Below are 20,255 nucleotides of genomic sequence, written 5' to 3' on the forward strand. Positions count from 1 at the left end.
TATGAAACAAGATTTACGCGCTGTTATCATTGATGATGAAACCAACGCCCGCGAAGCGCTGTCTAACCTGCTCAGGTTGGTTTGCCCCGAGGTTGAAATTTGTGGTGAAGCAAAAAATGCTGATCTGGGTATTGAAGTGATAAAGGAGCAGAAACCTAATCTTGTTTTTCTTGATATTCAAATGCCGGGAAAATCAGGATTTGATTTACTGGCTTCTTTTGAAAAAGTGGATTTTGGTATCATTTTTACTACGGCTTATCAGGAATTTGCCATTCGTGCATTCCGTTTCAGTGCCATAGATTATCTTCTCAAACCGATTGATCCTGATGAATTACAGGCAGCCGTTGAGAAATATAAATCCCAGACCGCCGGCTTAAACCCACAGCAGATTCAGATTTTACAGCAGCAACTGGACACTCCGGGAACTGTGCGTCTGGTTAATCGTCAAAAGAATGATAACCAGCGTATTGCACTGCCAACAGCAGAAGGAATTCACTTTGTACAGATGACAGACATTATTCAATGTGAATCGCTTGGGTCATATACCAAATTTCACCTGATTAAAGGACCCGCCATTGTTGTTTCCCGACTTTTGAAAGAATATGAAGAGATTCTGGATAACTATTATTTTTTCCGTGTCCATCAATCCAATATCATCAACCTGGAACATATCAAGCGTTATGTGAAAGGAGACGGGGGACAGGTCTGGATGAGCGACAATACTGAAATTGAAGTATCGCGCCGGCGAAAAGAGGAATTTTTGTCTTTATTGTCAGATTTTTATGTCAATTCAGGGAAATTAAAATAAGATCCCGGGTTTATTTGTCGTTTATCGAAAGCGTAATGTTTCAAATTAACCAACAGATTTACAGTACTTTTTCAGCCATTTGTATATCATTTCTCACCGTGTTTAAAGTAAAACCTGCCTAACATATATTCTGAAATTTGAGGGCTTAATGTTGTATTAGTTTTGAAATGTCAAAGGGAAACAAAGACAAAAACACTACGGTTTTCTTGTCATTTCCCGGGTTCTCATCCTTAACAAACAACTTTATAGTGTTATGAAAACTTCTTCAATTTTAGTACTTTTTGTTATGATTTGTCTTGCAGGTTTTACGTCTTGCAGTAAAAAATCTGATGACGTCACACCAGATCCGGCCGCTACGGTTGGATTCAAAGTGAAGGTGGACGGAAATAATTATGCACCGGATTATGCCTATGCACTGGCGAGTTTTCCGGGTGCAAACGGTTATTACGCCATTTATGGAATGGATAGTAAAACCAGCGATGTCGTTGCTATTGCGCTTCCAAACTCGGCGGTAGAAGGAACTTACCCAATCAATGAAGTTAATTTTGGCATCATCACAATCAGCAAAGAAGATTTTTCAACCATTAACGGAGGAAGTGGCAGTGTAACCATAACCAAAAAAACAGCCACAAACCTGGCGGGCACTTTTAGTTTCATAGCCTATGACGCGTCTGGTACTAAAAAAAGGACTTTAACGGAGGGCAGTTTCAACGTAAATGTGCGATAATATTCCAAAAACACTTCATTCAGACTAAATTTTTTGAGGCTGCCGTAAGGTGGCCTTTTTTTATTTTTCTGGTTGGTTAGATACGAATCAGATGCTATCCGCAATCAATACGCTATTTTGAAAGGACAGATTTAAAATTAGGGATTTTACCTAATTACGTCCCCCCGGCCTGGTAAAACCATTTACATTTTGCTTATTCAATTCATCTTTCAATTTCCTGGCAATATCGGGGAATTGCTCAACCAGATTTTTACTTTCGGTTGGGTCCTTGCTAAGGTCGTATAGCTGCGATTTTAAATCCGAAGTCGCTGATTCATCTTTCGACCAGCCACCACTGCCTTGTCCGTCAACATATTTCCATTTTCCGCTTTTGATCGCAAACATTCCGTTTATGGAGTGATGTACTATACTTTTCCTTCCGGACTTAGCGGTATGATTTTCGTGAAGTATCATTGAAAAATCAAAACTGTCCTGTGCGGCATTGTCAGGAATTTTCTGGCCAGTGATGGAAGCGAAAGTTGCCAGAAGATCGGTCAGACATATTGTTTCGTTAGTAATTTGATTTGACTTAATGGTGCTTGGCCAGCTTGCAATGAAGGGAACGTGGTGCCCGCCTTCCCAAATATCTGATTTTTGTCCCCTGAAAATGTAGTTGGCCTGGTGGGTAGGATATATTTTTTTATCACCCGGTTTCCAGTCGGCCCCGTTGTCGGAAGTAAAGATGATCAAAGTGTTTTTGGTCAGGCCCAGACTGTCGAGCGTACGAAGCACCTTTCCAACAACATGATCAGTATGTGCCACGAAATCACCATAAATTCCAGCCTTGGATTTATCTTTAAACTGTGCCGAGGGTAGCCAAGGTGTGTGTGGACTTGTTAAAGGCAAATACAAAAAAAATGGTTTTTTCTTTTTTGCAGAACTTATCAAAAATTCAGAGGCCTTATCAGAAAATTGATCGAGCGTTTTTTCTATTTTGAAATTGGTAGAAGCTTTTCCTTCCCGCCAGAAAACGCCTCGGGGAGAATTTCTTCCTTCCAATTTCACAATTCCTTTTTCTGAGGGTTTTCCATTTTCAAAATAGATATACGGCGGGATGTCCAGCGACGATGGAATAACGTAGCTATAATCAAAACCAAGATTATTAGGGCTTTGAAGAAGCGGCTGTTCCACGTCAATACCTTCACCTGTCGGCCAGCCGTTTGTGGTATCAACCTTGTTGATTGCGGAGTTATCTTTATTATTGGCAAAGCCCAATCCAAGATGCCATTTTCCGATCACAGCTGTATTATAGCCAGCTTTTTTTAGTAAATCAGCGATAGTAAATCTTTCATTTTCAATCAAAGGAGCTGAATAGCCACCTAGTACTCCTTTTTTTAATGACGAACGAAAAGCGTATCGGCCAGTAATCAGGCCATAGCGGGTAGGGGAGCATACAGCGGATCCGGAATGGGCATCGGTAAATTTTATTCCATTGCCAGCAAGTTTGTCAAGGTTGGGTGTTGGGATCTGAGAATTTGGATTGAATGATTTTATGTCTCCATAACCCATGTCATCGGCAAGTATGACCACGATGTTAGGTGTTTGTCCCTCTAAATTTTCTGCACTTTTCTCTTTGTCAGTAAAAGCCAGTAACATGCTTAAAATGCAGCCAAATAATGCAAACATTAATTTTTGTCCCGAAGTCCATCGTATTGAATTCATATTGAAATCTATGTAATCTACCAATTTTATATTGTAATAATAGTACTTAATTGTCAGAAAACCTGTGAAATCAATCTTACCCGGACAAATAAAAACTCAGGACTATTTCGCAAATGGATGGAAAACCCGCTTTTCTTTGGAAAGATAAAACCTGTTTTGCTCCAAATATCGGCAGGAATTATTGCTACGGATTTCCAAATCATTCCCTCAAAACCAAATCAGGCGCGAATGCTAATGCACCCGCGCCTGATTTGGTTATATAAAGCCTGACTTTTAAATCAATCTCGACTCACGATCCTCTCTCTTTTTCTTTTGTTTGTAAGCAATTTTTTCAATCGCTACAAAAAGGACAGGTACTACAAAGATCGCCAGAGACGTTGCTGCAAGCATCCCTCCGAATACCGTCCAACCGATGGTTTTACGTGATTCGGCTGCTGCACCACTTGCGAATGCCAGAGGAAGTACCCCAAGAATAAAGGCAAGAGAGGTCATAATGATTGGCCGCAAACGAAGCTGAACCGCTTCCAGTGTTGCCTTCACCAGTTCCATTCCACCATCAACCCGCTCTTTTGCAAATTCCACAATAAGAATCGCGTTTTTGGCCGCAAGCCCGATCAGTGTAATTAGACCGATCTGCGCATAAATGTTATTGGTAAGATTTGGTAGCAATGTCAGCGTAATGATCGATCCCAATGCTCCGATCGGTACTGCGAAAAGTACAGAGAATGGAATTGACCAGCTTTCGTAAAGCGCTGCAAGGAAAAGGAATACAAAAACGATTGATATTGCAAAGATTGTTGTCGTTGCATCACCCGCTTTTATTTCTTCCGAACTCATACCCGAAAATTCATAACCATAACCATCCGGAAGCGTTTCTGCTACTTCTTTAAGTGCCTGGATCGCCTGGCCGGAACTGAAACCGGGTTTTGGTACTCCGTTAATCTCAACAGACCGGTAAATATTGTAATGGGAGATAAGCGCAGGGTTTTCTACCACTTTGCTGGTAATGATCGCCGATAACGGAATCATATTACCTTGAGAGTTCCTGACATAAAATTTATTAAGCTGATCCAGATTTGAGCGGAAACTACTGTCGGCCTGCACCATTACGCGGAAGTTACGTCCGTAAAGGTTAAAGTCATTTACATACGTACTACCCAAAAGTGTAGACAGTGTATTGAAAACATCGTTGACCTGAACACCAAGCTTTTTAGTCTTGTCGCGATCTACATCAATCTGGTAAGAAGGTGTTTTTGCGTTAAAGAAAGTATAGGCCATTCCGATTTCGGGACGCTGATTTACAGCAGCCAGGAATTTCTGAGTAACACCTTCAAACTTTTTGATATCGTCGGTACTTGTTGTTTGTTGAAGTTCAAACGTAAAACCCGATGTTTGACCAAGACCAGGAATCGCAGGTGGAGCAATGGCAAGCACCCTTGCCTCTTTAATATCCGCGGTGTTTTTCTGAATTTGTTTAATTACAGCCTGCACGTGGTGCTCAGCTCCTTTCCGATCAGCCCAAGGCTGAAGCGTAACAAACATGGTACCTACGTTGGATTTGTTCGAAAAGCTGATAACGTTAAGACCTGCAAGTCCACCGACCGTTTTTATTTCCGGGATTGCCTGCACACGCTTCATAACTTCCTTAATCATCGCAATGTTACGGGTCGTTGAAGCACCTTCCTGCATTTCATAGGTTACAAAAAGACGTCCTTCATCTTCAACCGGAATAAAACCGGAAGGTTTGTTTTTGAACAAAAACACAAGTCCAACAATCAGACAAACCATCATGATAATCACGTAAGGTGTTCCTTTAATCCATTTGGAAACTCCTCTCGTGTAAGCGTGTGAAACGCGGTCGAACCACTTGTTGAATTTGTCGAAGAATTTTTCAAGCCAGTTCTTTTTCTCGTTTGCACCTTTTGTTGGTTTAAGCATCATCGCACAAAGTGCTGGTGTCAATGAAAGGGCTACAAAGGCTGAAAGAAGTACAGAAACCGCAATGGTAATAGCGAACTGCTGATAAAGACGACCCACAATACCGGGTACAAAACTTACCGGAACGAATACAGCTGCAAGAATAAGTGCGATTGCAATAACAGGACCTGATATCTCATCCATCGCTTTCTTGGTTGCAGCTTTGGGTGACATTCGGCCGTGGTCAATATTATGCTGTACGGCCTCGACCACCACAATCGCATCATCCACCACAATACCGATGGCTAGTACGAAGGCGAAAAGTGTCAGCGTATTGATCGTAAATCCAAAAGGAATAAAGAATATAAATGTTCCGATCAAAGATACCGGAATCGCAAGGATAGGAATCAATGTGGCGCGCCAGTTCTGAAGGAAAAGGAATACCACGATTACCACCAGAATCATCGCTTCGGCAAATGTATGTAATACTTCTTCAATAGAAACCCGTACAACAGAAGCGGTTTCAACAGGGATTACGAAATCAATATCTTTTGGAAACGTTTTCTTCATCTCCGCCAGTGCTGCCATAATGCCATCATAGGTATCAAGTGCATTGGCACCCGGCGCCTGGTAAATCAAAACAAAAGCTGCCGGTTTTCCGTTAACAAAAGCATTGGCATTATAATCAAATTTACCAAGCTCTACACGTGCCACATCTTTCAGATAAACGACACTTCCTTCGGTAGGAGACGAACGTACGATAATATTGTTAAACTGTTCTTCGGTATTCAAACGGCTATTGGTAAGTACACTATATTCAAAAGCCTGCGCAGTTGGCTGAGGAGTTGCTCCCACGGTACCTGCTGCAATCTGAAGGTTGTTTTCTGCCAGAGAGGCGGTAATATCCGAAGGCGTCATATTTAAGTTCGCCAGCTTTTCGGGATTCAGCCAGATACGCATACCAAAGTCATCCGCACGCGAAACAATATCACCTACACCTTTTACACGCTGAATTCTGTCTTTCAGATAAATGTTGGCATAGTTACCAATAAACTGGGCACTGTGCGTTCCTTTTGGGGAATACAAAGCAACGGCAACCATAATGGCCGGTTGTCTTTTACGTACTGTAAGACCCAATCTTTTTACAACATCCGGAAGCGCAGGTTCAGCCACACTCACACGGTTTTGCACGTCAAGAGCGGCAATGTTAACGTCAGTACCAATATCAAAAACAACGTTAATACTACTTTGTCCGCTGCTTGTACTGTTCGAAGACATATAACTCATACCGGGCGTACCATTCACCTGCGTTTCAATAGCGGTAGTTGTGGTCTGCTCGACCGTCTGGGCGTCGGCCCCGGTGAAGACACCTGAAATGGTCACCGTCGGCGGCGTTACGTCCGGATACTGTGCAACGGGCAGCGTTGTTAATGAAATAAGGCCTACCAGTACAAGTACGATTGAAGCAACAATCGCTGTAACAGGCCTTTTTATAAAAATATCTGCAATCATTTTTTTAGTATTTAAGGAAGTCAGAAGGAGGCTGACATAAATAATATCAAGTCCTGTTTATCTATCTTATTTTTTTGCAGGGGCTGCTGCTGCTGCCGGCGGTGTTCCCGTAGAAATGGTTGCTCCTTCACGTAGATTCTGAACGCCTTCAACAGCAATTTTTTCTCCTGCTTTAAGACCTTCTTTTACAATAATGTTCGTGCCAATTGGCTCTCCTAACGTAAGTTTCCGCTGACTAACTTTACTGGAATCGGCTGCTACATATACGAAAAATTCACCCAACTGCTCAGTAACTGCCTTGTACGGAATTAGTACGGCACCTTTTGAAGCAGTATTTAAAACTCTCACCGTCCCTGTCATGCCGGTACGAAGCATATTATCTTTATTCGGGAAAGTTAAACGTGTTTTGATCGAACCTGTCTGAGGATCAACGGCACGGTCGATCAAAAGAATTTTTCCCGGATAAGGATATATCTGTGTTCCAAAAGCAATAGTGAAAGTTGAATCAGAAGATTTTGCGTTTTTTAGAAGATTTGTAAAACGATAGATTTCTTTTTGGTCAACATTGAAATCAACTGCAAGCTGTCCATCGGTAGAAACTGTGTTCAAAACCGTTTGTCCCGCTGTTACTGCCGCACCTGCTTTTACAAGTGAAATACCGATCACACCATCAAACGGAGCGAAAACTTTGGTATAACGAACGCTTGTGTTCGCTGCTGCAATGCTGGCTCTGGCTGCATCTTCCTGTTTTTTTGCTACTTCAAGTGCAGCATCAGCATTGTCTACAAGCTGTTTTGCAACTGCATCGTTTTTATCAAGTTCATGATAACGATCCGCATCTTTTTGTGCCTTAACCGTGTTTGCTTTTTGTACGTTCAAAGTGGCAACTGCCTGATCGTAATTAGCAGAATAAAGCTGAGCATCTACTGTGTAAAGCAATTGTCCCTTTCTTACTCTTGCTCCATCCTGAAAATGAATGCCTGTGATAAAACCAGTCACCTGAGGGCGAAGCTCAACTACATTCAGAGCCGTTACGCTGGCAGGGTATTGATCATGATAGACTGCATCCGTGGATTTTACTTCTTCCAAAGTTACATTAACCGCCGGTGGACCTTGCTGACCGGCCTGTTCGTTCTTTTTTGCACAGGAAACCATTACCAAAACTGATAATGCCGCTGTATAATATTTTGTTGAATTTAAAAACATGGTATCAAAGGGATTTCAATAATTAATAGTTTAACTGGCCCAGGGCTTTTTGTACGTCGATCTTATTGGCTAACACCTGATAGAGTGCGTTGTAATAATTAATTCTGGCCAGACGAAGATCGGTTTCAGAGGTAATTACTTCCAGATATGTTTTGATACCTGATTTATATTGAAGCTGGATCACATCATATACTTCTTTTGCCAGGTCAACATTGTCTTTCTGAGCCAGCAGTGTAGCGAGACTCCCTTTATAATACCCAAGGGCATTGGCATATTCAGAATTGACATTATTTTTCAGGTTCGTTATGTCAAGATTGGTTCTCTTTAACTGCCACTCTGCAGAGTTGATATTATACTTTCTTTTTCCACCTTGAAACAGGGGTAAGCTTAAAGTTACCGTAGCGAAAGATTGAGGATAGTTATTGTAGTAAAGATCTCCAAACTTGTTGTTCTGGTAGTTTAAGTTATAAGCTCCGTTGGCCGCAATCGTTGGAAGGAAACTCATTTTGTTATAACTAAGATTGGACTCCTGAAGTCTTTTCTGTGTTGTCAAAAGTTGATATTCAATTCTGGAATTCACATCCGGTCCCTGAATGGTATCAATCAACATTTCTCTTTCCATTTGAAGACTGTCGTAGCTGATCTTTAATTCTTTTTCAACCGGATAACCCATCAGTGATTTAAGATATTCGAGTTTTCCCTTCAAAATATCCTCGTTGCTTTTCTTGGATGCCTTGGTATTGTTAAGAGAAATCATCGCTCTTTTGTAGTCAATCTTGTCCGTCACACCCGATTTGTACTGGTTCTTTGCATCCTGAAGACTTCTTTCCAAACGAACAATATCTTCCTGGGAAACATAGATTTGCTGCGAAGTTGCCAGCACGTCATAAAACGCTTTGGAAACATTTACTGCAAGATCAACTTTGTTTGCCGTTGTAGTCTGGCTCGCCTGAAGCTGTACATCCCCGCGGGTTCTTTTGGCAAGAAGCACATCACGGTTGAAAATTGCCTGTGAAAGCGTAAACTGGGCAGCAGAAGTATTATTCACACCAAGTTTTACAGGGTTTCCTGCAATAATACTCGTCTGAATTAAAAAGTTGTGCTGCAAATTGTAATTGAAATTGATTTGCGGATACCAGTCAGCCAGTTTTGTTTTAACTGTATTTTCTGTAATACGTTCATCAATAACAGATTGGCGAATTAATGGCTGGTTTTTCATAGCATACTGGATTATTTCTTCCAGCGTTCCGTTTGAAATCGAACCTTGCTCAGTGCCTTCCGTTGCAGTGATGACCTTAAACTGGGCAGCTGCAAATAGGGGCGAAAGTAGCAAAAGTGTAATACTAAGTGCTAAAAGCCTTATCGTTTTAGCGTTATAATAACAATTCATGAAAAAGAGAACGTTAATTGGATAATGATAAAAATGGTGTTAAATGCATTCAGGGGTTAGTCTATTTTAGCTCTAACCGTCAATTGTGTGGTTTAATTCCTGAACAAGCGTGAAGCGAAAAAATTTTTTGAGGTGAACACTTAAATTTTGCCTAAGATGATTTTCCAATTCCTCCTGCGTAGCATTTTGAAGGCCGTGGACTTTTCGGTAAAAACGCTGCGTACTAATTGCTTGATTGATAGTGCCGAAAAGTGTCGTTGAAAGCATCAATACATCGACATCACTTTTAAATTCGCCGGTCTGCTGCCCTTCCTGAATGATTTTTTTCATCGCAGCAAGGTTGTTGCTCTTCATTTCATCCAGCAGATCAGAGATTATCACAGTTCGGGAATCACCTGCCAGCTGCTCGCGTAAAACAATGTTGTGAAAGCAGTGTTTTTCTATCAAACGGTTAAGAACCCAATCGATCATCAGGTTTACTTTCTGGACTGGCGACAGATCCAGGTCTTTTAAAAGATTATCAAGTTTTGATATAAACTCGTGCGAACGAAGGGCAAAAAGTGCTTCAATGAGTTTTTCTTTTGAACCGAAATAATAGGATATCATCGACACATTTACCTCTGCTTCCTGGGAAATATCTCGGATGGAGGTGCCGGAAAACCCTTTTTCGGCGAATAGCTTTTCGGCTACTTCAATAATCTTTAACTGCTTTGGATTGTATTTCATCATGGCTTTACCGGCACTTTATAGTACGCAAATGCCAGGTAACAGGGCAAAGGTAGACGAATAAAAAATTAAATCAAACGTTTGTTTGAAAAAATCAAACACTTATTTGATTAATAGAAATTAATATTTGTATAAGACAAATTGGAGGAAAAATAATGAATTGAATAAATATTATACCGCAGTTTCAGGGGTTGGATTGTTGTCAGATTGGGGCCATATTTTTTCAATAATAAAAGCAAAACCAATAACAAGCACGCAGCCAATTAAATTGAGCCATAAAAATGCGGTAAGATCTTTCCAATAACTGAGCACGACAAAAATTTCACCTAATACTGCCGCATAAAAAACAGCCCTGCCGCCAATCGTTTTGAAATAAAATGCGACCAGAAAAATTCCCAGAATAACACCGTAAAACAAAGAACCTAAAACATTAACTGCCTCAATCATACTACCCAAACGGCTTGCATACTGGGCAACAACAATACAGAAAATCCCCCAGAAAAAAGTAGCCCAGCGTGAAGCTTTTACATAATCTATATCTTCATTATCCTTGTGGTACATCCGCTTATAAATATCCATAACTGTACAGGAAGCCAGTGAATTGTAGGCCGCAGCAACCGAACCCATTGATGCCAGAAGAATAACAGCAATCAAGAGTCCGAGCATCCCGACCGGCAAATAATCAATCACAAAACGAAGAAAGATATAATTTACATCATTCACTTCTCCGCCATTGGCTTTGGATAAAAGCGTTTGTGCTTTGCCACGAACTTCTTTTACCTTGTTTTCGTCAGCGGCCAAAATGGTACGTGCTTTATCCACTGCTGCCTCATCTTCTTTGTTAAGCGCGCTTGTCAGAGCCAGTACGTGCGGCCTCTTTTCTTTTTGGATTAATGCGTGCTGATCTTCAAGCGTTTTGAAATCCTGGGCAAATTCGGTTTTTCTGATTTTATCTACTTCTACCTGATTGAAAAATAAAGGCGGATTGGTAAATTGATAAAAGGCGAAAACCAGTACCCCAACCAAAAGAATCAAAAATTGCATCGGTATTTTTAACAATCCGTTCATAGCCAGGCCAAGTTTGCTCTGACCTTCCGAGCTTCCGGTAAGATATCTTCCAACCTGCGATTGGTCTGTTCCAAAATAGGAAAGCTGCAAAAAGAAACCTCCGATAAGACCCGACCATACATTATAACGGTTGTTCAAATCAAAACTGAAATCGATCAGATTGGTTTTTCCCATTTTCCCGGCAACATGCAGCGCGTCGGAAAAAGAAACATCATCCGGTAAAAGTTTTACAACCATAAAACCGGCAATGACCATACCCACGGTAACAATACCCATTTGCTGCAAATGCGTATGCGAAACAGCCTGCGCGCCACCTGAAACGGTGTAAAGCATCACAATTCCACCTGAAATAATATTGGTAAGTGTGATATCCCAGCCAAGAATTGATGACAAAATCAGCGAAGGCGCGTAAATGGAAAGTCCTGTGGAAAGCCCTCTTTGTAAAAGGAAAAGAAAGGAAGTCAGCGTACGGGTTCTCAGGTCAAAACGGCCTTCCAGAAATTCATAGGCGGTAAATATTTTCAGCTTGCCAAACTTGGGTACAAAGGTGATACAAAGCACAACCATCGCCAGCGGCAACCCGAAATAAAACTGCACAAACCGCATCCCGTCCGTATAGGCCTGTCCCGGTGCTGAAAGAAAGGTAATGGCACTGGCCTGAGTTGCCATCAGTGACAAAGTGACGTGATACCAGGGAAGTGATTTATTGGCAAGAAGATAGGAATCAATACTACTATTTTCACGGCTTTTGTAAATACCGTAAGCGACAATAAACGTAAGCGTTAAAGAAAGTACAATCCAGTCAAGATAGCTCATTCGAAGTGGGTCATAAACAGATAAAAAAGAGCAATAAGCACTACCAATGTAGCAATCAGCAGTTTGTAGAGCTGTGGCCAAGAACTTACAAATGGTGGTAAACCATCACGGTCCGGGTCAGTGCTTTCTTTTTTATCCATTATAAAGGTTCAGGGTTTTGTTTGACAGCAGTTTTTACTGTTTTGCAAAAATAGAACGGTTTTTTGTTTGTTTTAGCATATAAATCCTGATGAGCAGGTCCATTAGCATTTGTTAACAAGTTGTAATGTAAAATGCCAATCGCCATTTCTCCATTACTGAAACGTCAATATTTGAGATCATTGTTTGATTGTAGAAAAGATTGGTCAACGAAATCAAAATCGTTGTCTTTCATGGTCAGCTGTTCTTTTTTCGCCACAATTGTTATAAAAACATGGTTTAACGAGTTAATTAAGCCTTTTTTTGGACATATAAAGTAGTAAACAATTGGATCTTCTTAGTTTATTCACAGTTTTACTCAGCTTGTTTCAATTGGTGACTTAGGTATAGTTGTTTGGTCTTATTGGCAAATCAAACAACTAAAAATGAAAAATTTATCGGTTATCATCATTACATTATTTAACTTATCCATGAGTGCCTACGCTCAGGAAATAAGTAAAGATTCGCTTCAATCGCTGAAAGACGAAAAGAAAAATATTGAAATCAGTAAAAGTATTAACGATCGTAAGACGGAACTTGCTAAAAACCAGAACAAACTGCTTCAAAAAAACCAGGAAGTAGAAAAAACGGCTGTGGATGCACAGAAGGCTGCAGACGACAATAATGCTTTAGCAGCCAGGTTAGGGAAAGATCCCCAAAATAAAAAACTCGCCGGCGAAGCGAGCAAGGCAGCTCGTCAGGCAGAAAGAAGTGCAAAAAAAGCAAGGAATGCGGCGGACGATCAGCAGAAGCTAACAAAAGATATAGCGTCACTTCAAAATAAAATTGCAGAAAATGAGGCAAAACTAAGCGTACAATCATCAGTTGCAAGTACAGATTCTCAACCGGTGACTACTACGAAAGGTACTCTTTTACAACCTGCTGTGAATGGTGCTGTGCAAAACACTGCGCCAGTATCTCCAATACAGCCTGCAATGGAAAATTTACGAGTGGCCCCTCAGGTAATTACACAAAACATCAATGTAGATTCGCTTCGGTCTGTGCAAGGTGCTCAGGGAATTGCTCAGAAAGTAGTTGAGTCAACCTACAAAAATTATCCGCAACAGTCCGGGCAGCCTTCTATTATTATTAACAACATCATTATCCCGTCAGATTATGAAAGACCAAAAGCCGCGACGCCTGTTCAAAACCCAGAAATGGCTCAAATGAGTGCACGGGAAAGAGAGGATTATGAAGATTATAAAGCTTGGAAAAAGCAAAGAAGTCGTTTTACTGACAATCGGGAGCAGAATTTCAATAATGAACCGCAGCCAATGCCTTCTCAAAATGACAAATTAACTTTTAAAGAACGTTTTGGAGAGAGGACGCCAAGAAATTCTGGTTTATGGGTAATCCCGGTAGTTGGTATCCATGCATCAAGTTTCAAGGCTGATTTTAGCGATGGAAAAGCAGATGGTCGTATTGGTTGGAATGCCGGTCTTGATTTTAGAATACATGAAAAAAGGTTTTTTATCCAGCCGGGTGTGCATTATTTCAGCTCTTCAATGCGAATCAGTACAGAAGATAGTTTGTCAAATGCGCCTTTGCTTTCAGGTCCAAGACTTCACTTCCTGAAAGTTCCGTTGCTGCTTGGGTTTTATTTAACCAAAGCAAATAAGGGATTCTTCAAAATGAACGTTAAAGCGGGAGCAACGGGTTCATACGTCCTTGCCGTCGATAAAAGCGATAAAAGACAGTTTGACAGAGATAATATTGAAGACTTTTCCTACGGTTTAAATGCTGGTTTGGGACTGGAATTCGGTCTGATCACATTGGATATCTCGCATGAGTGGGGGATGAATACTTTGTTTAAAGACAGCAATAACAAAAACAATGTGTTGCGAGCAACGATTGGTTTGAAGCTTTAATTTAAGTTTAAAAAAATAAAAATGCCCTGAGTAATGATTACCCTCGATCATTATTCAGGGCATTTTTATTGGTAAGAAATTCTTATTTACATGATAAAAGCATTTCCCTTGTTCTTATAACTTTGCGCTCCGCAGCTGATAAAAATAATAATAGAAGCAATGATAGCCGTATATGCCACAGATTTATTTACCTCCCAATTTGCAACAGCTACTGCAATCAGTGCCCAGACTCCAACGGAAGCAGATTCACGCAGGTTCCTGTTCCAGGTTACAAATAAGTTGATAGCCATCGCTGCCAAAATCATAATGATCGTCCAGTTTTCGGCAGAAATCCCAAATCCATCCCACTGTATTTTGGTAAGGTAAGCTGCAATATTCGCTATAATGGCAACGGTGATCCAACCGAAATAAATGGCAAACGGCCACCATTCCAGTGCAACCCGTTTGAAAGTGATCAGATCAAATTCCATACGCGTGCGGACTACAATGCTGCAAAGGGAAAGTAAAAGAGCGGTCATAATAATGACGGAAGCGCCGGTGTAATCATAAAGCCAGGTCAGAATCCACAAGCAATTGGCGACACAGGAAATCACAAACATCCATCCGATTTTCTCAACCACGGCGGGTGTTTCCTTTGTGTTAAAGAGTCCCTGACTCTGGTAAATAGCAAACGCAATTAAGCCGCTATAAATAAGTCCCCAAATTGAAAATGCGTAACCGGCCGGTGTAAATAAATTCTGGTATTTAGCCGAAACGCTGGCCATTGTACTATGATTGAAAATACCTGTATTGGACAGGTAATTCATAATAATTGTAATAATCAGGGCGATGATATTGGATAGTTGAAGAGTCTTTTTCATACGGAGATTTTTGAGAATTAATGATATGCCGCGGAATTGAATCCTATTTTGTAATAGTACGTACAAATAAACAACAAGCCAAAAAAGGATACTTTTTCACTATTAAAATTGTACCGAACGTAATATTTGTAATAAAAGCGATCGGGAATTCAGGGGTGAAAAATGGCTCTTTATCCGGTTTTTCTTTCTCTTGGTCAGAGCGGTTTTCTTTTATTGACGCTAATGATTCCCTTTGTAGCATTGAAATGCCAGACTTAACGCTCCCGTAAATTATAAACTTTTTTATGATTAAATTTTTTACAAAAAGAAACCGTAAGCATGGTCCTAAATTTGTGAACAATGAATATTATCAATTTTAGAAACAATCATAAAAGCAGCTCAAGCAGCGACGAGCAAAATTTTGAATCCATTATAGCGGGCTGTATTGCGCAAAACAGTCAGGCGCAGCGGCTTCTGTACAAGCAATATTTTGGGTATGCCAAAAGTATTTGCTTGCGCTACACGTCCTGTTCCGAAGAAGTGGATGAAGTTTTGAACGAAGGTTTTTTAAAGGTTTTTACGCATTTGAAAGAATACGATTCCACTTATCCGTTCAAGGTCTGGATCAGGACTATTATGATCAATACCGCTATCAGCTATTACCGGAAACATAAAAAACATAATGAAAAACGGGCTTCCTATGAGGATGCGCCGTATCTCGGATTTGAAGAAGATATTGTTAGCCAGATTACCGCTGAGGAAATCCTTTTGTTGATCCAAAAGATCAAACCAAAATATAAAAATGTATTTCTTTTGTATGTTGTCGATGGTTATAATCACCGGGAAATTGCGGATCTGATGGAAATGAATGAAGCTACGGTACGATCGCATTATGTACGTGCCCGTGTACAATTACAGCAATTAATCAAACAAAATTATCCGCATCTTTTCCCGGTTGACTGGTCTGCAAGAATTGCGCAGGACAGATATTCAGAAGTGATTCAGGCGGTTGGCTGATACCTTAAAATGTTTTTTGCTGAAAAGTATTCTGGTTTAATTAACCCTGCACCTGCTTTTCATTTCACTTTTCCTGGATGGATTATATACACTAAACGCATGGCTTAATTTTTTTAGTAGGAGTAAAAACTACTCAAACTAAAAAACTCTTGAAGCTAAGATACATTTGCCTGTTTTTATTAACATGTATTCCGGTTGAAGAAATTTTCGCACAGAATAAGCCTGGGTTTATAAAACGATTTATACAGAAATCCGTTTCCGATACCACATCGCCGGGGAAATCAAGTTTCCGGATTTATCCTACGTTGGCCTATGCGCCCGAAACGAGTTTTGAATTTGGATTTTCATCGCTTTTCCTCTTTCAGGCAAAACAAGATTCGCTTAACCGGCTGAGTGAAGTACAAGCTTTCACTTTTGTAACGCTGGAAGCTCAATATGGTATCTGGCTTGATAACGCCATTTACGGAGACAAGGACAAATGGTTTATTTTAGGAAGAACACGTTTTCAGAGGTTTCCTCTATTGTATTATGGAATAGGACCTGAAACAAACGGAAAAGAACCGGCATTAATTGATGCCAATTATATTCTGCTGAAACAGCGCGTATTAAGAAAAATAATTCCAAATCTTTTTCTTGGGCCGGAAGTTGATTATCAGCAATTATACAATACGAAATTTAACCAGCCCGATGGGCATGACGTTTATGAACCGCCATTAGGAAGTCATGGTACCAGAAATCTTGGTTTGGGTGCGGCACTGGTTTTTGACAACAGGCATAATGTCCTCAATGTCAGAAAAGGCTTGTTTGGGGAAATTTCATTTCTAAAATATAATCAACGGCTCGCCAGCGACTATAAGTTTTACGGGTTTAATGTCGACGTACGTTCTTCTCATAAAACCAATGACCGGAATGTTTTGGCCTGGCAGTTGTATGGTAATTTTATGACGGGCGATATTCCTTTCAATCAGCTCGCCTTAATGGGCGGGGAAATGATCATGCGCGGTTTCTATACCGGACGTTATCGTGACAAAAATATGCTGGCTTTCCAGACCGAACACCGCTGGCTTCCTTTCAAATTTAGTAAACGGATAGGAGGGACGGTTTTCGCTGCCGCGGCAGTGGTTGCTCCACAGGTTAACGAGTTCAGCTGGAAACATATCCGGCCATCAGGAGGCGTAGGATTAAGGTATTTACTATTTCCAAAAAAAGATATTTTCCTGAGACTGGATGTTGGTTTTACAAAGGAAGGGCCTGGTTTTTATCTTTTTACGGGAGAAGCATTTTAATGAAGAAAAAGAAATTGGCTAGTATGTCAATTTCCTGATCAGCTCATTTCTTGTTTTATCATCAATTTGCAATTCATTTTTGATGAAACTGTCCATGCCTCCGTACTTTTTATCAATCACCTCAAAAGTTGCATTGAGATAGCGCTCGTCCACTTTCATAAAGTTTTCGATCACTTTTGTATTGATGTGACGTTTAACCAGTTTTGCCAGTTTCACTTTACCCAGCATTTTTTCAATCTTATCTTTCCTGTAATAGTTAGAAAGAAGATACTCATCCAGAATGGTTTGTCGGTCTACTTTCAGAATGGAAAGAATTAAAGCAGTTGTCATTCCCGTACGATCTTTTCCGGCAGAACAATGATATAAAACCGGTTCATCCGATGTCAGAATTTGTTGAAGAAGATTACGAACCGTCGGAAGATTTTCCGAAACGCATCCTTTATAGAGTTCCAGCGTCAGTTCGATTGATTTTTCTTCGGAAATTTCACCGTTTAAAACTCTGCTCTTCAATTTAGTCAATAAATCGCCATTATCCTTCACAGTAGAAAAATGGACGTACTTAACATTTTCTGGCAACTGATCTTCTTTTCCTTTTATTTCATTTGCCGTTCTAAGGTCATAAACCGTCTGAATACGCAGATCGTTAAATTTATGGAATTCGTTTTTCTTCAACCCGGCCAGATTATCAGAGCGGAATATTTTCCCCCAGCGAACCGTTTTTCCTTCCATCGTTTTAATCCCACCGATATCGCGGAAATTGATCACATTTTTAAAATCAATGTGCCGATTGGAAATGGTTATCGTATCTTTTTTCGAAATTAAATTGAAGTATGGTCTGGTCTTATAATTTTTCAACAAAACAGGATCATCTGTTTTATTCCACTTAAATATCTCAGATATATTTTGAAGATTGATTTCTAAAACTTTGTTTTTATCAAAATGTAGCGTGTAATTGTTCCGGTAGTTTTCCAGGTAATTCTCCTCTTTCAGCGATTTTTCAGCGTAAGACTTTGGAAGCTTAACACTGCAAGACGAAAACAGAAGCACAAAATAAAATAAGAGAAACAGATTCTTCATCCCGGAAATAGCAGTGAGTTATCACCAAATGAAGTCTTTTTTTGAATAAATAATTCCATCAGATAAGTAATGTAGTCAACAGGATACAAATTGTGGCTTGCTGGCAAGTGATTTGGCACCGTAAGGTAATCGTTTCTTATATATAGAAAATATACTTTTTAAATTGGATTATATGAATATAATTTATATTAAATTCTGAGTTATGATTCATATTTAAAATTAAATTCGGTTCTTTATGTAAAAGAAGATGTTCTATATTGGAATAACCGGAAATTTCATTCCATTGGTCGCTAAATAATAGAATTGAAAATTGAAAAACGGCATTGAAGATATTGAGCTATGGAAATCGTTTAAAGATGGTCAGCAGACTGCTTTTTCACTTCTGTACCGCCGGTATGTCACCGTTTTATATAAATATGGATTGAAAATTACACCGGATAATGAACTTGTTGAGGATGTGATCCAGGATCTTTTTGTTGATTTGTGGAAATCAAGAGAAAATTTGACAGATCCGGATTCTGTAAAATATTATCTTTTCACGGTGCTCAGACGAAAGATTGTCCGCTGCATTAATTCTTCGGGTAATACAGAGCAGCTTGACGATGAAAATCAAAAGCACGTTATTCACGTCGAGTCGGTTGAACATCTCATTGTTAATGAGGAAGAATCAGGAATTTTGGTTAGCAGCATTCAACATGCAGTTTCTAATTTACCGGCACGCCAGCAGGAAGTTATCAATCTTCGTTACTTCCATAATTTCTCCCATCCGGAAATTTCTGACATGATGGGAATTTCTCTTCAATCTGTTCATAACACGCTGCAAAAAGCGATGAAATCTTTACAACAGCAGATCAATCCAAAACTGGATCTGATTATCGTTCTGAGTATGTTTTTTTATTCTGATCTGAATCTTTAATTAAAACCACAAATTCAGGTTTTTTGGTACTTATCGAGGTTTTAATAATAATTTAAGAACTAAATCAATAAAACAGTAAAATTATCTCTGGTGATTGGGGTAATGTGTGATATTTTATTGCTCTGTTTAATTGGAAGTCAAAATAAACATTGGTTATGCATGGATTATTCCCAATTTAAAGCAAGTGGCCTGGCTGCCGATGATTTTTTCTGCAAATGGGTTCTTTCTCCTGATATTGACACGGACGCCTTTTGGATGAGCTGGCTGGGAAGCCACCTGGAACTAATGGCACAGGTGGAATTAGCAAGGCGGATGGTGCTTGAAATGGCTTTGGAATCGGATGAAAATATTTCGGAGATTGTCATTGACAGAATGTGGGATAATATTGTAGCGCGTACTAATGAGGTTCCGCTCAAAAGTCCATTTAATTTTAGCAGATGGTTGATGCCGGTCGCGGCCTGCATCGTTTTTACGATAATTGCGTTTACAGTATATCGTTACCATTTTGACGTGTCTCACAGCTACACAACCGCCAATGGAGAGACCAGGAGAATACAACTTCCGGATGGGTCGATGGTAACCTTAAATGCGAATTCAAAACTGGATGTACCCGGCGGCTGGCAAAGACCGGATCACAGAGAAGTATGGCTGGAAGGTGAAGCATTTTTCAAAGTTAGAAAACAAAAAGAAGATGGAAGCCTTACAAAATTCACGGTACATACCAATGATGTAAATGTTGAAGTAAAAGGAACGGAGTTCAATGTAAATACAAGGAAACAGCAAACGGGAGTTTTACTTTCAGAGGGAAAAGTGGAGCTGTTTCTTAATAAATATGGCCAGGGTGATGAAGTAGTACATATGAACCCGGGCGATCAGGTTGATTTTTCAACAAAAAAACAAACACTGGTAATCCGCAGAATCGAGGATCCGGTTTCTGTTTATTCCTGGAAAGATAACCGGTGGACATTTGATAAAACGCCGCTTTCGGATGTCGCATCGCTGATTACGGATACATATGGAATTAAAGTACGCATCCAGGGAGAGTGGGTTTCGCAGCAAAAAGTGACAGGAATTATTCCTTCCGATAATCTGGAAGACATTCTTGCCTCGCTGGAAAGTATCCTGCACGTAAAAATTGATCAGCAAAACAAAGAAATCACGATTAAAAGAGAGCAATAGAGTTTATAGTAAATCTTCGTATTAA

Annotated in this window: 16 protein-coding genes; 7 read left to right on the forward strand and 9 right to left on the reverse strand. The window is 40.0% G+C overall.

Translation table 11 applies throughout. The annotated features are described in order from the left end of the window. The first annotated feature begins 1 nt into the window (after position 1). Positions 2–808, forward strand: coding sequence for a LytR/AlgR family response regulator transcription factor (locus tag FDK13_RS19485; RefSeq protein ID WP_137341686.1), 807 nt, complete (start codon positions 2–4; stop codon positions 806–808). A 253-nt stretch (positions 809–1,061) separates the two neighbouring features. After that, positions 1,062–1,535, forward strand: coding sequence for a DUF6252 domain-containing protein (locus FDK13_RS19490; RefSeq protein WP_137341687.1), 474 nt, complete (start codon positions 1,062–1,064; stop codon positions 1,533–1,535). A 150-nt stretch (positions 1,536–1,685) separates the two neighbouring features. On the opposite strand, the gene FDK13_RS19495 is transcribed toward FDK13_RS19490, so the two are convergent. From FDK13_RS19495 to FDK13_RS35495, 7 genes are all read right to left on the reverse strand, one after another. After that, positions 1,686–3,236 (reverse strand): sulfatase family protein, encoded by a 1,551-nt coding sequence (locus FDK13_RS19495; protein WP_137341688.1) that lies wholly within the window; start codon positions 3,234–3,236, stop codon positions 1,686–1,688. A 273-nt stretch (positions 3,237–3,509) separates the two neighbouring features. Further along, positions 3,510–6,665 carry an efflux RND transporter permease subunit gene (locus FDK13_RS19500; RefSeq protein ID WP_137341689.1) on the reverse strand — a complete coding sequence of 1,052 codons (3,156 nt, stop codon included), beginning with the start codon at positions 6,663–6,665 and terminating at the stop codon, positions 3,510–3,512. Positions 6,666–6,731: 66 nt separating this feature from the next. Then, positions 6,732–7,871 carry an efflux RND transporter periplasmic adaptor subunit gene (locus tag FDK13_RS19505; protein WP_137341690.1) on the reverse strand — a complete coding sequence of 380 codons (1,140 nt, stop codon included), beginning with the start codon at positions 7,869–7,871 and terminating at the stop codon, positions 6,732–6,734. Positions 7,872–7,893: 22 nt separating this feature from the next. Further along, a complete protein-coding gene (locus FDK13_RS19510; RefSeq protein WP_137341691.1) occupies positions 7,894–9,261 on the reverse strand; it encodes a TolC family protein in 1,368 nt (455 codons plus the stop codon). Between the two features lie 72 nt (positions 9,262–9,333). Further along, complete coding sequence (locus tag FDK13_RS19515) at positions 9,334–9,990, reverse strand: TetR/AcrR family transcriptional regulator (RefSeq protein ID WP_229216109.1); 657 nt, start codon at positions 9,988–9,990, stop codon at positions 9,334–9,336. A 168-nt stretch (positions 9,991–10,158) separates the two neighbouring features. Further along, on the reverse strand, positions 10,159–11,871 hold the full coding sequence (locus tag FDK13_RS19520; protein ID WP_137341692.1) for a sodium:solute symporter family protein: 1,713 nt from the start codon (positions 11,869–11,871) through the stop codon (positions 10,159–10,161). Beyond that, complete coding sequence (locus FDK13_RS35495) at positions 11,868–12,011, reverse strand: hypothetical protein (RefSeq protein WP_170982851.1); 144 nt, start codon at positions 12,009–12,011, stop codon at positions 11,868–11,870. Before FDK13_RS35495 ends, FDK13_RS19520 begins: the two co-directional genes overlap by 4 nt. Before the next feature lie 423 nt (positions 12,012–12,434). On the opposite strand from FDK13_RS35495, the gene FDK13_RS19525 reads away from it, so the two are divergent. Further along, a complete protein-coding gene (locus FDK13_RS19525; protein ID WP_137341693.1) occupies positions 12,435–13,916 on the forward strand; it encodes a porin family protein in 1,482 nt (493 codons plus the stop codon). 86 nt (positions 13,917–14,002) lie between these two features. Here FDK13_RS19525 and FDK13_RS19530 read toward each other — a convergent pair whose 3' ends face one another. Beyond that, the gene (locus FDK13_RS19530; RefSeq protein WP_137341694.1) at positions 14,003–14,776 is read right to left on the reverse strand and encodes a TspO-related membrane protein; all 774 of its coding nucleotides are present in this window, start codon (positions 14,774–14,776) and stop codon (positions 14,003–14,005) included. Positions 14,777–15,115: 339 nt separating this feature from the next. On the opposite strand from FDK13_RS19530, the gene FDK13_RS19535 reads away from it, so the two are divergent. Together FDK13_RS19535 and FDK13_RS19540 are read left to right on the forward strand one after the other, a co-directional pair. Next, positions 15,116–15,772 carry an RNA polymerase sigma factor gene (locus FDK13_RS19535; protein ID WP_137341695.1) on the forward strand — a complete coding sequence of 219 codons (657 nt, stop codon included), beginning with the start codon at positions 15,116–15,118 and terminating at the stop codon, positions 15,770–15,772. Between the two features lie 149 nt (positions 15,773–15,921). Then, the gene (locus tag FDK13_RS19540) at positions 15,922–17,058 is read left to right on the forward strand and encodes a BamA/TamA family outer membrane protein (RefSeq protein ID WP_229216111.1); all 1,137 of its coding nucleotides are present in this window, start codon (positions 15,922–15,924) and stop codon (positions 17,056–17,058) included. 18 nt (positions 17,059–17,076) lie between these two features. Here the strand turns inward: FDK13_RS19540 and FDK13_RS19545 are convergent, their stop codons facing one another. Next, positions 17,077–18,135 carry a tyrosine-protein phosphatase gene (locus FDK13_RS19545; protein ID WP_220417388.1) on the reverse strand — a complete coding sequence of 353 codons (1,059 nt, stop codon included), beginning with the start codon at positions 18,133–18,135 and terminating at the stop codon, positions 17,077–17,079. 310 nt (positions 18,136–18,445) lie between these two features. On the opposite strand from FDK13_RS19545, the gene FDK13_RS19550 reads away from it, so the two are divergent. Both FDK13_RS19550 and FDK13_RS19555 read left to right on the forward strand, forming a co-directional pair. Next, positions 18,446–19,051, forward strand: coding sequence for an RNA polymerase sigma factor (locus FDK13_RS19550; protein WP_137341696.1), 606 nt, complete (start codon positions 18,446–18,448; stop codon positions 19,049–19,051). 159 nt (positions 19,052–19,210) lie between these two features. After that, the gene (locus FDK13_RS19555) at positions 19,211–20,230 is read left to right on the forward strand and encodes a FecR family protein (RefSeq protein ID WP_170982852.1); all 1,020 of its coding nucleotides are present in this window, start codon (positions 19,211–19,213) and stop codon (positions 20,228–20,230) included. Positions 20,231–20,255: the final 25 nt, after the last annotated feature.

Source organism: Dyadobacter frigoris (assembly GCF_005280585.1).
GTDB lineage: Bacteria > Bacteroidota > Bacteroidia > Cytophagales > Spirosomataceae > Dyadobacter > Dyadobacter frigoris.

What these genes read in the sequence shown, in the direction of transcription:
- FDK13_RS19510 (WP_137341691.1), bottom strand. Translation starts at nt 9,261, where the DNA reads ATGAATTGTTATTATAACGCTAAAACGATAAGGCTTTTAGCACTTAGT.
- FDK13_RS19530 (WP_137341694.1), bottom strand. Translation starts at nt 14,776, where the DNA reads ATGAAAAAGACTCTTCAACTATCCAATATCATCGCCCTGATTATTACA.
- FDK13_RS19495 (WP_137341688.1), bottom strand. Translation starts at nt 3,236, where the DNA reads ATGAATTCAATACGATGGACTTCGGGACAAAAATTAATGTTTGCATTA.
- FDK13_RS35495 (WP_170982851.1), bottom strand. Translation starts at nt 12,011, where the DNA reads ATGGATAAAAAAGAAAGCACTGACCCGGACCGTGATGGTTTACCACCA.
- FDK13_RS19500 (WP_137341689.1), bottom strand. Translation starts at nt 6,665, where the DNA reads ATGATTGCAGATATTTTTATAAAAAGGCCTGTTACAGCGATTGTTGCT.
- FDK13_RS19490 (WP_137341687.1), top strand. Translation starts at nt 1,062, where the DNA reads ATGAAAACTTCTTCAATTTTAGTACTTTTTGTTATGATTTGTCTTGCA.
- FDK13_RS19525 (WP_137341693.1), top strand. Translation starts at nt 12,435, where the DNA reads ATGAAAAATTTATCGGTTATCATCATTACATTATTTAACTTATCCATG.
- FDK13_RS19515 (WP_229216109.1), bottom strand. Translation starts at nt 9,990, where the DNA reads ATGATGAAATACAATCCAAAGCAGTTAAAGATTATTGAAGTAGCCGAA.
- FDK13_RS19485 (WP_137341686.1), top strand. Translation starts at nt 2, where the DNA reads ATGAAACAAGATTTACGCGCTGTTATCATTGATGATGAAACCAACGCC.
- FDK13_RS19555 (WP_170982852.1), top strand. Translation starts at nt 19,211, where the DNA reads ATGGATTATTCCCAATTTAAAGCAAGTGGCCTGGCTGCCGATGATTTT.
- FDK13_RS19520 (WP_137341692.1), bottom strand. Translation starts at nt 11,871, where the DNA reads ATGAGCTATCTTGACTGGATTGTACTTTCTTTAACGCTTACGTTTATT.
- FDK13_RS19505 (WP_137341690.1), bottom strand. Translation starts at nt 7,871, where the DNA reads ATGTTTTTAAATTCAACAAAATATTATACAGCGGCATTATCAGTTTTG.
- FDK13_RS19535 (WP_137341695.1), top strand. Translation starts at nt 15,116, where the DNA reads ATGAATATTATCAATTTTAGAAACAATCATAAAAGCAGCTCAAGCAGC.
- FDK13_RS19545 (WP_220417388.1), bottom strand. Translation starts at nt 18,135, where the DNA reads ATGAAGAATCTGTTTCTCTTATTTTATTTTGTGCTTCTGTTTTCGTCT.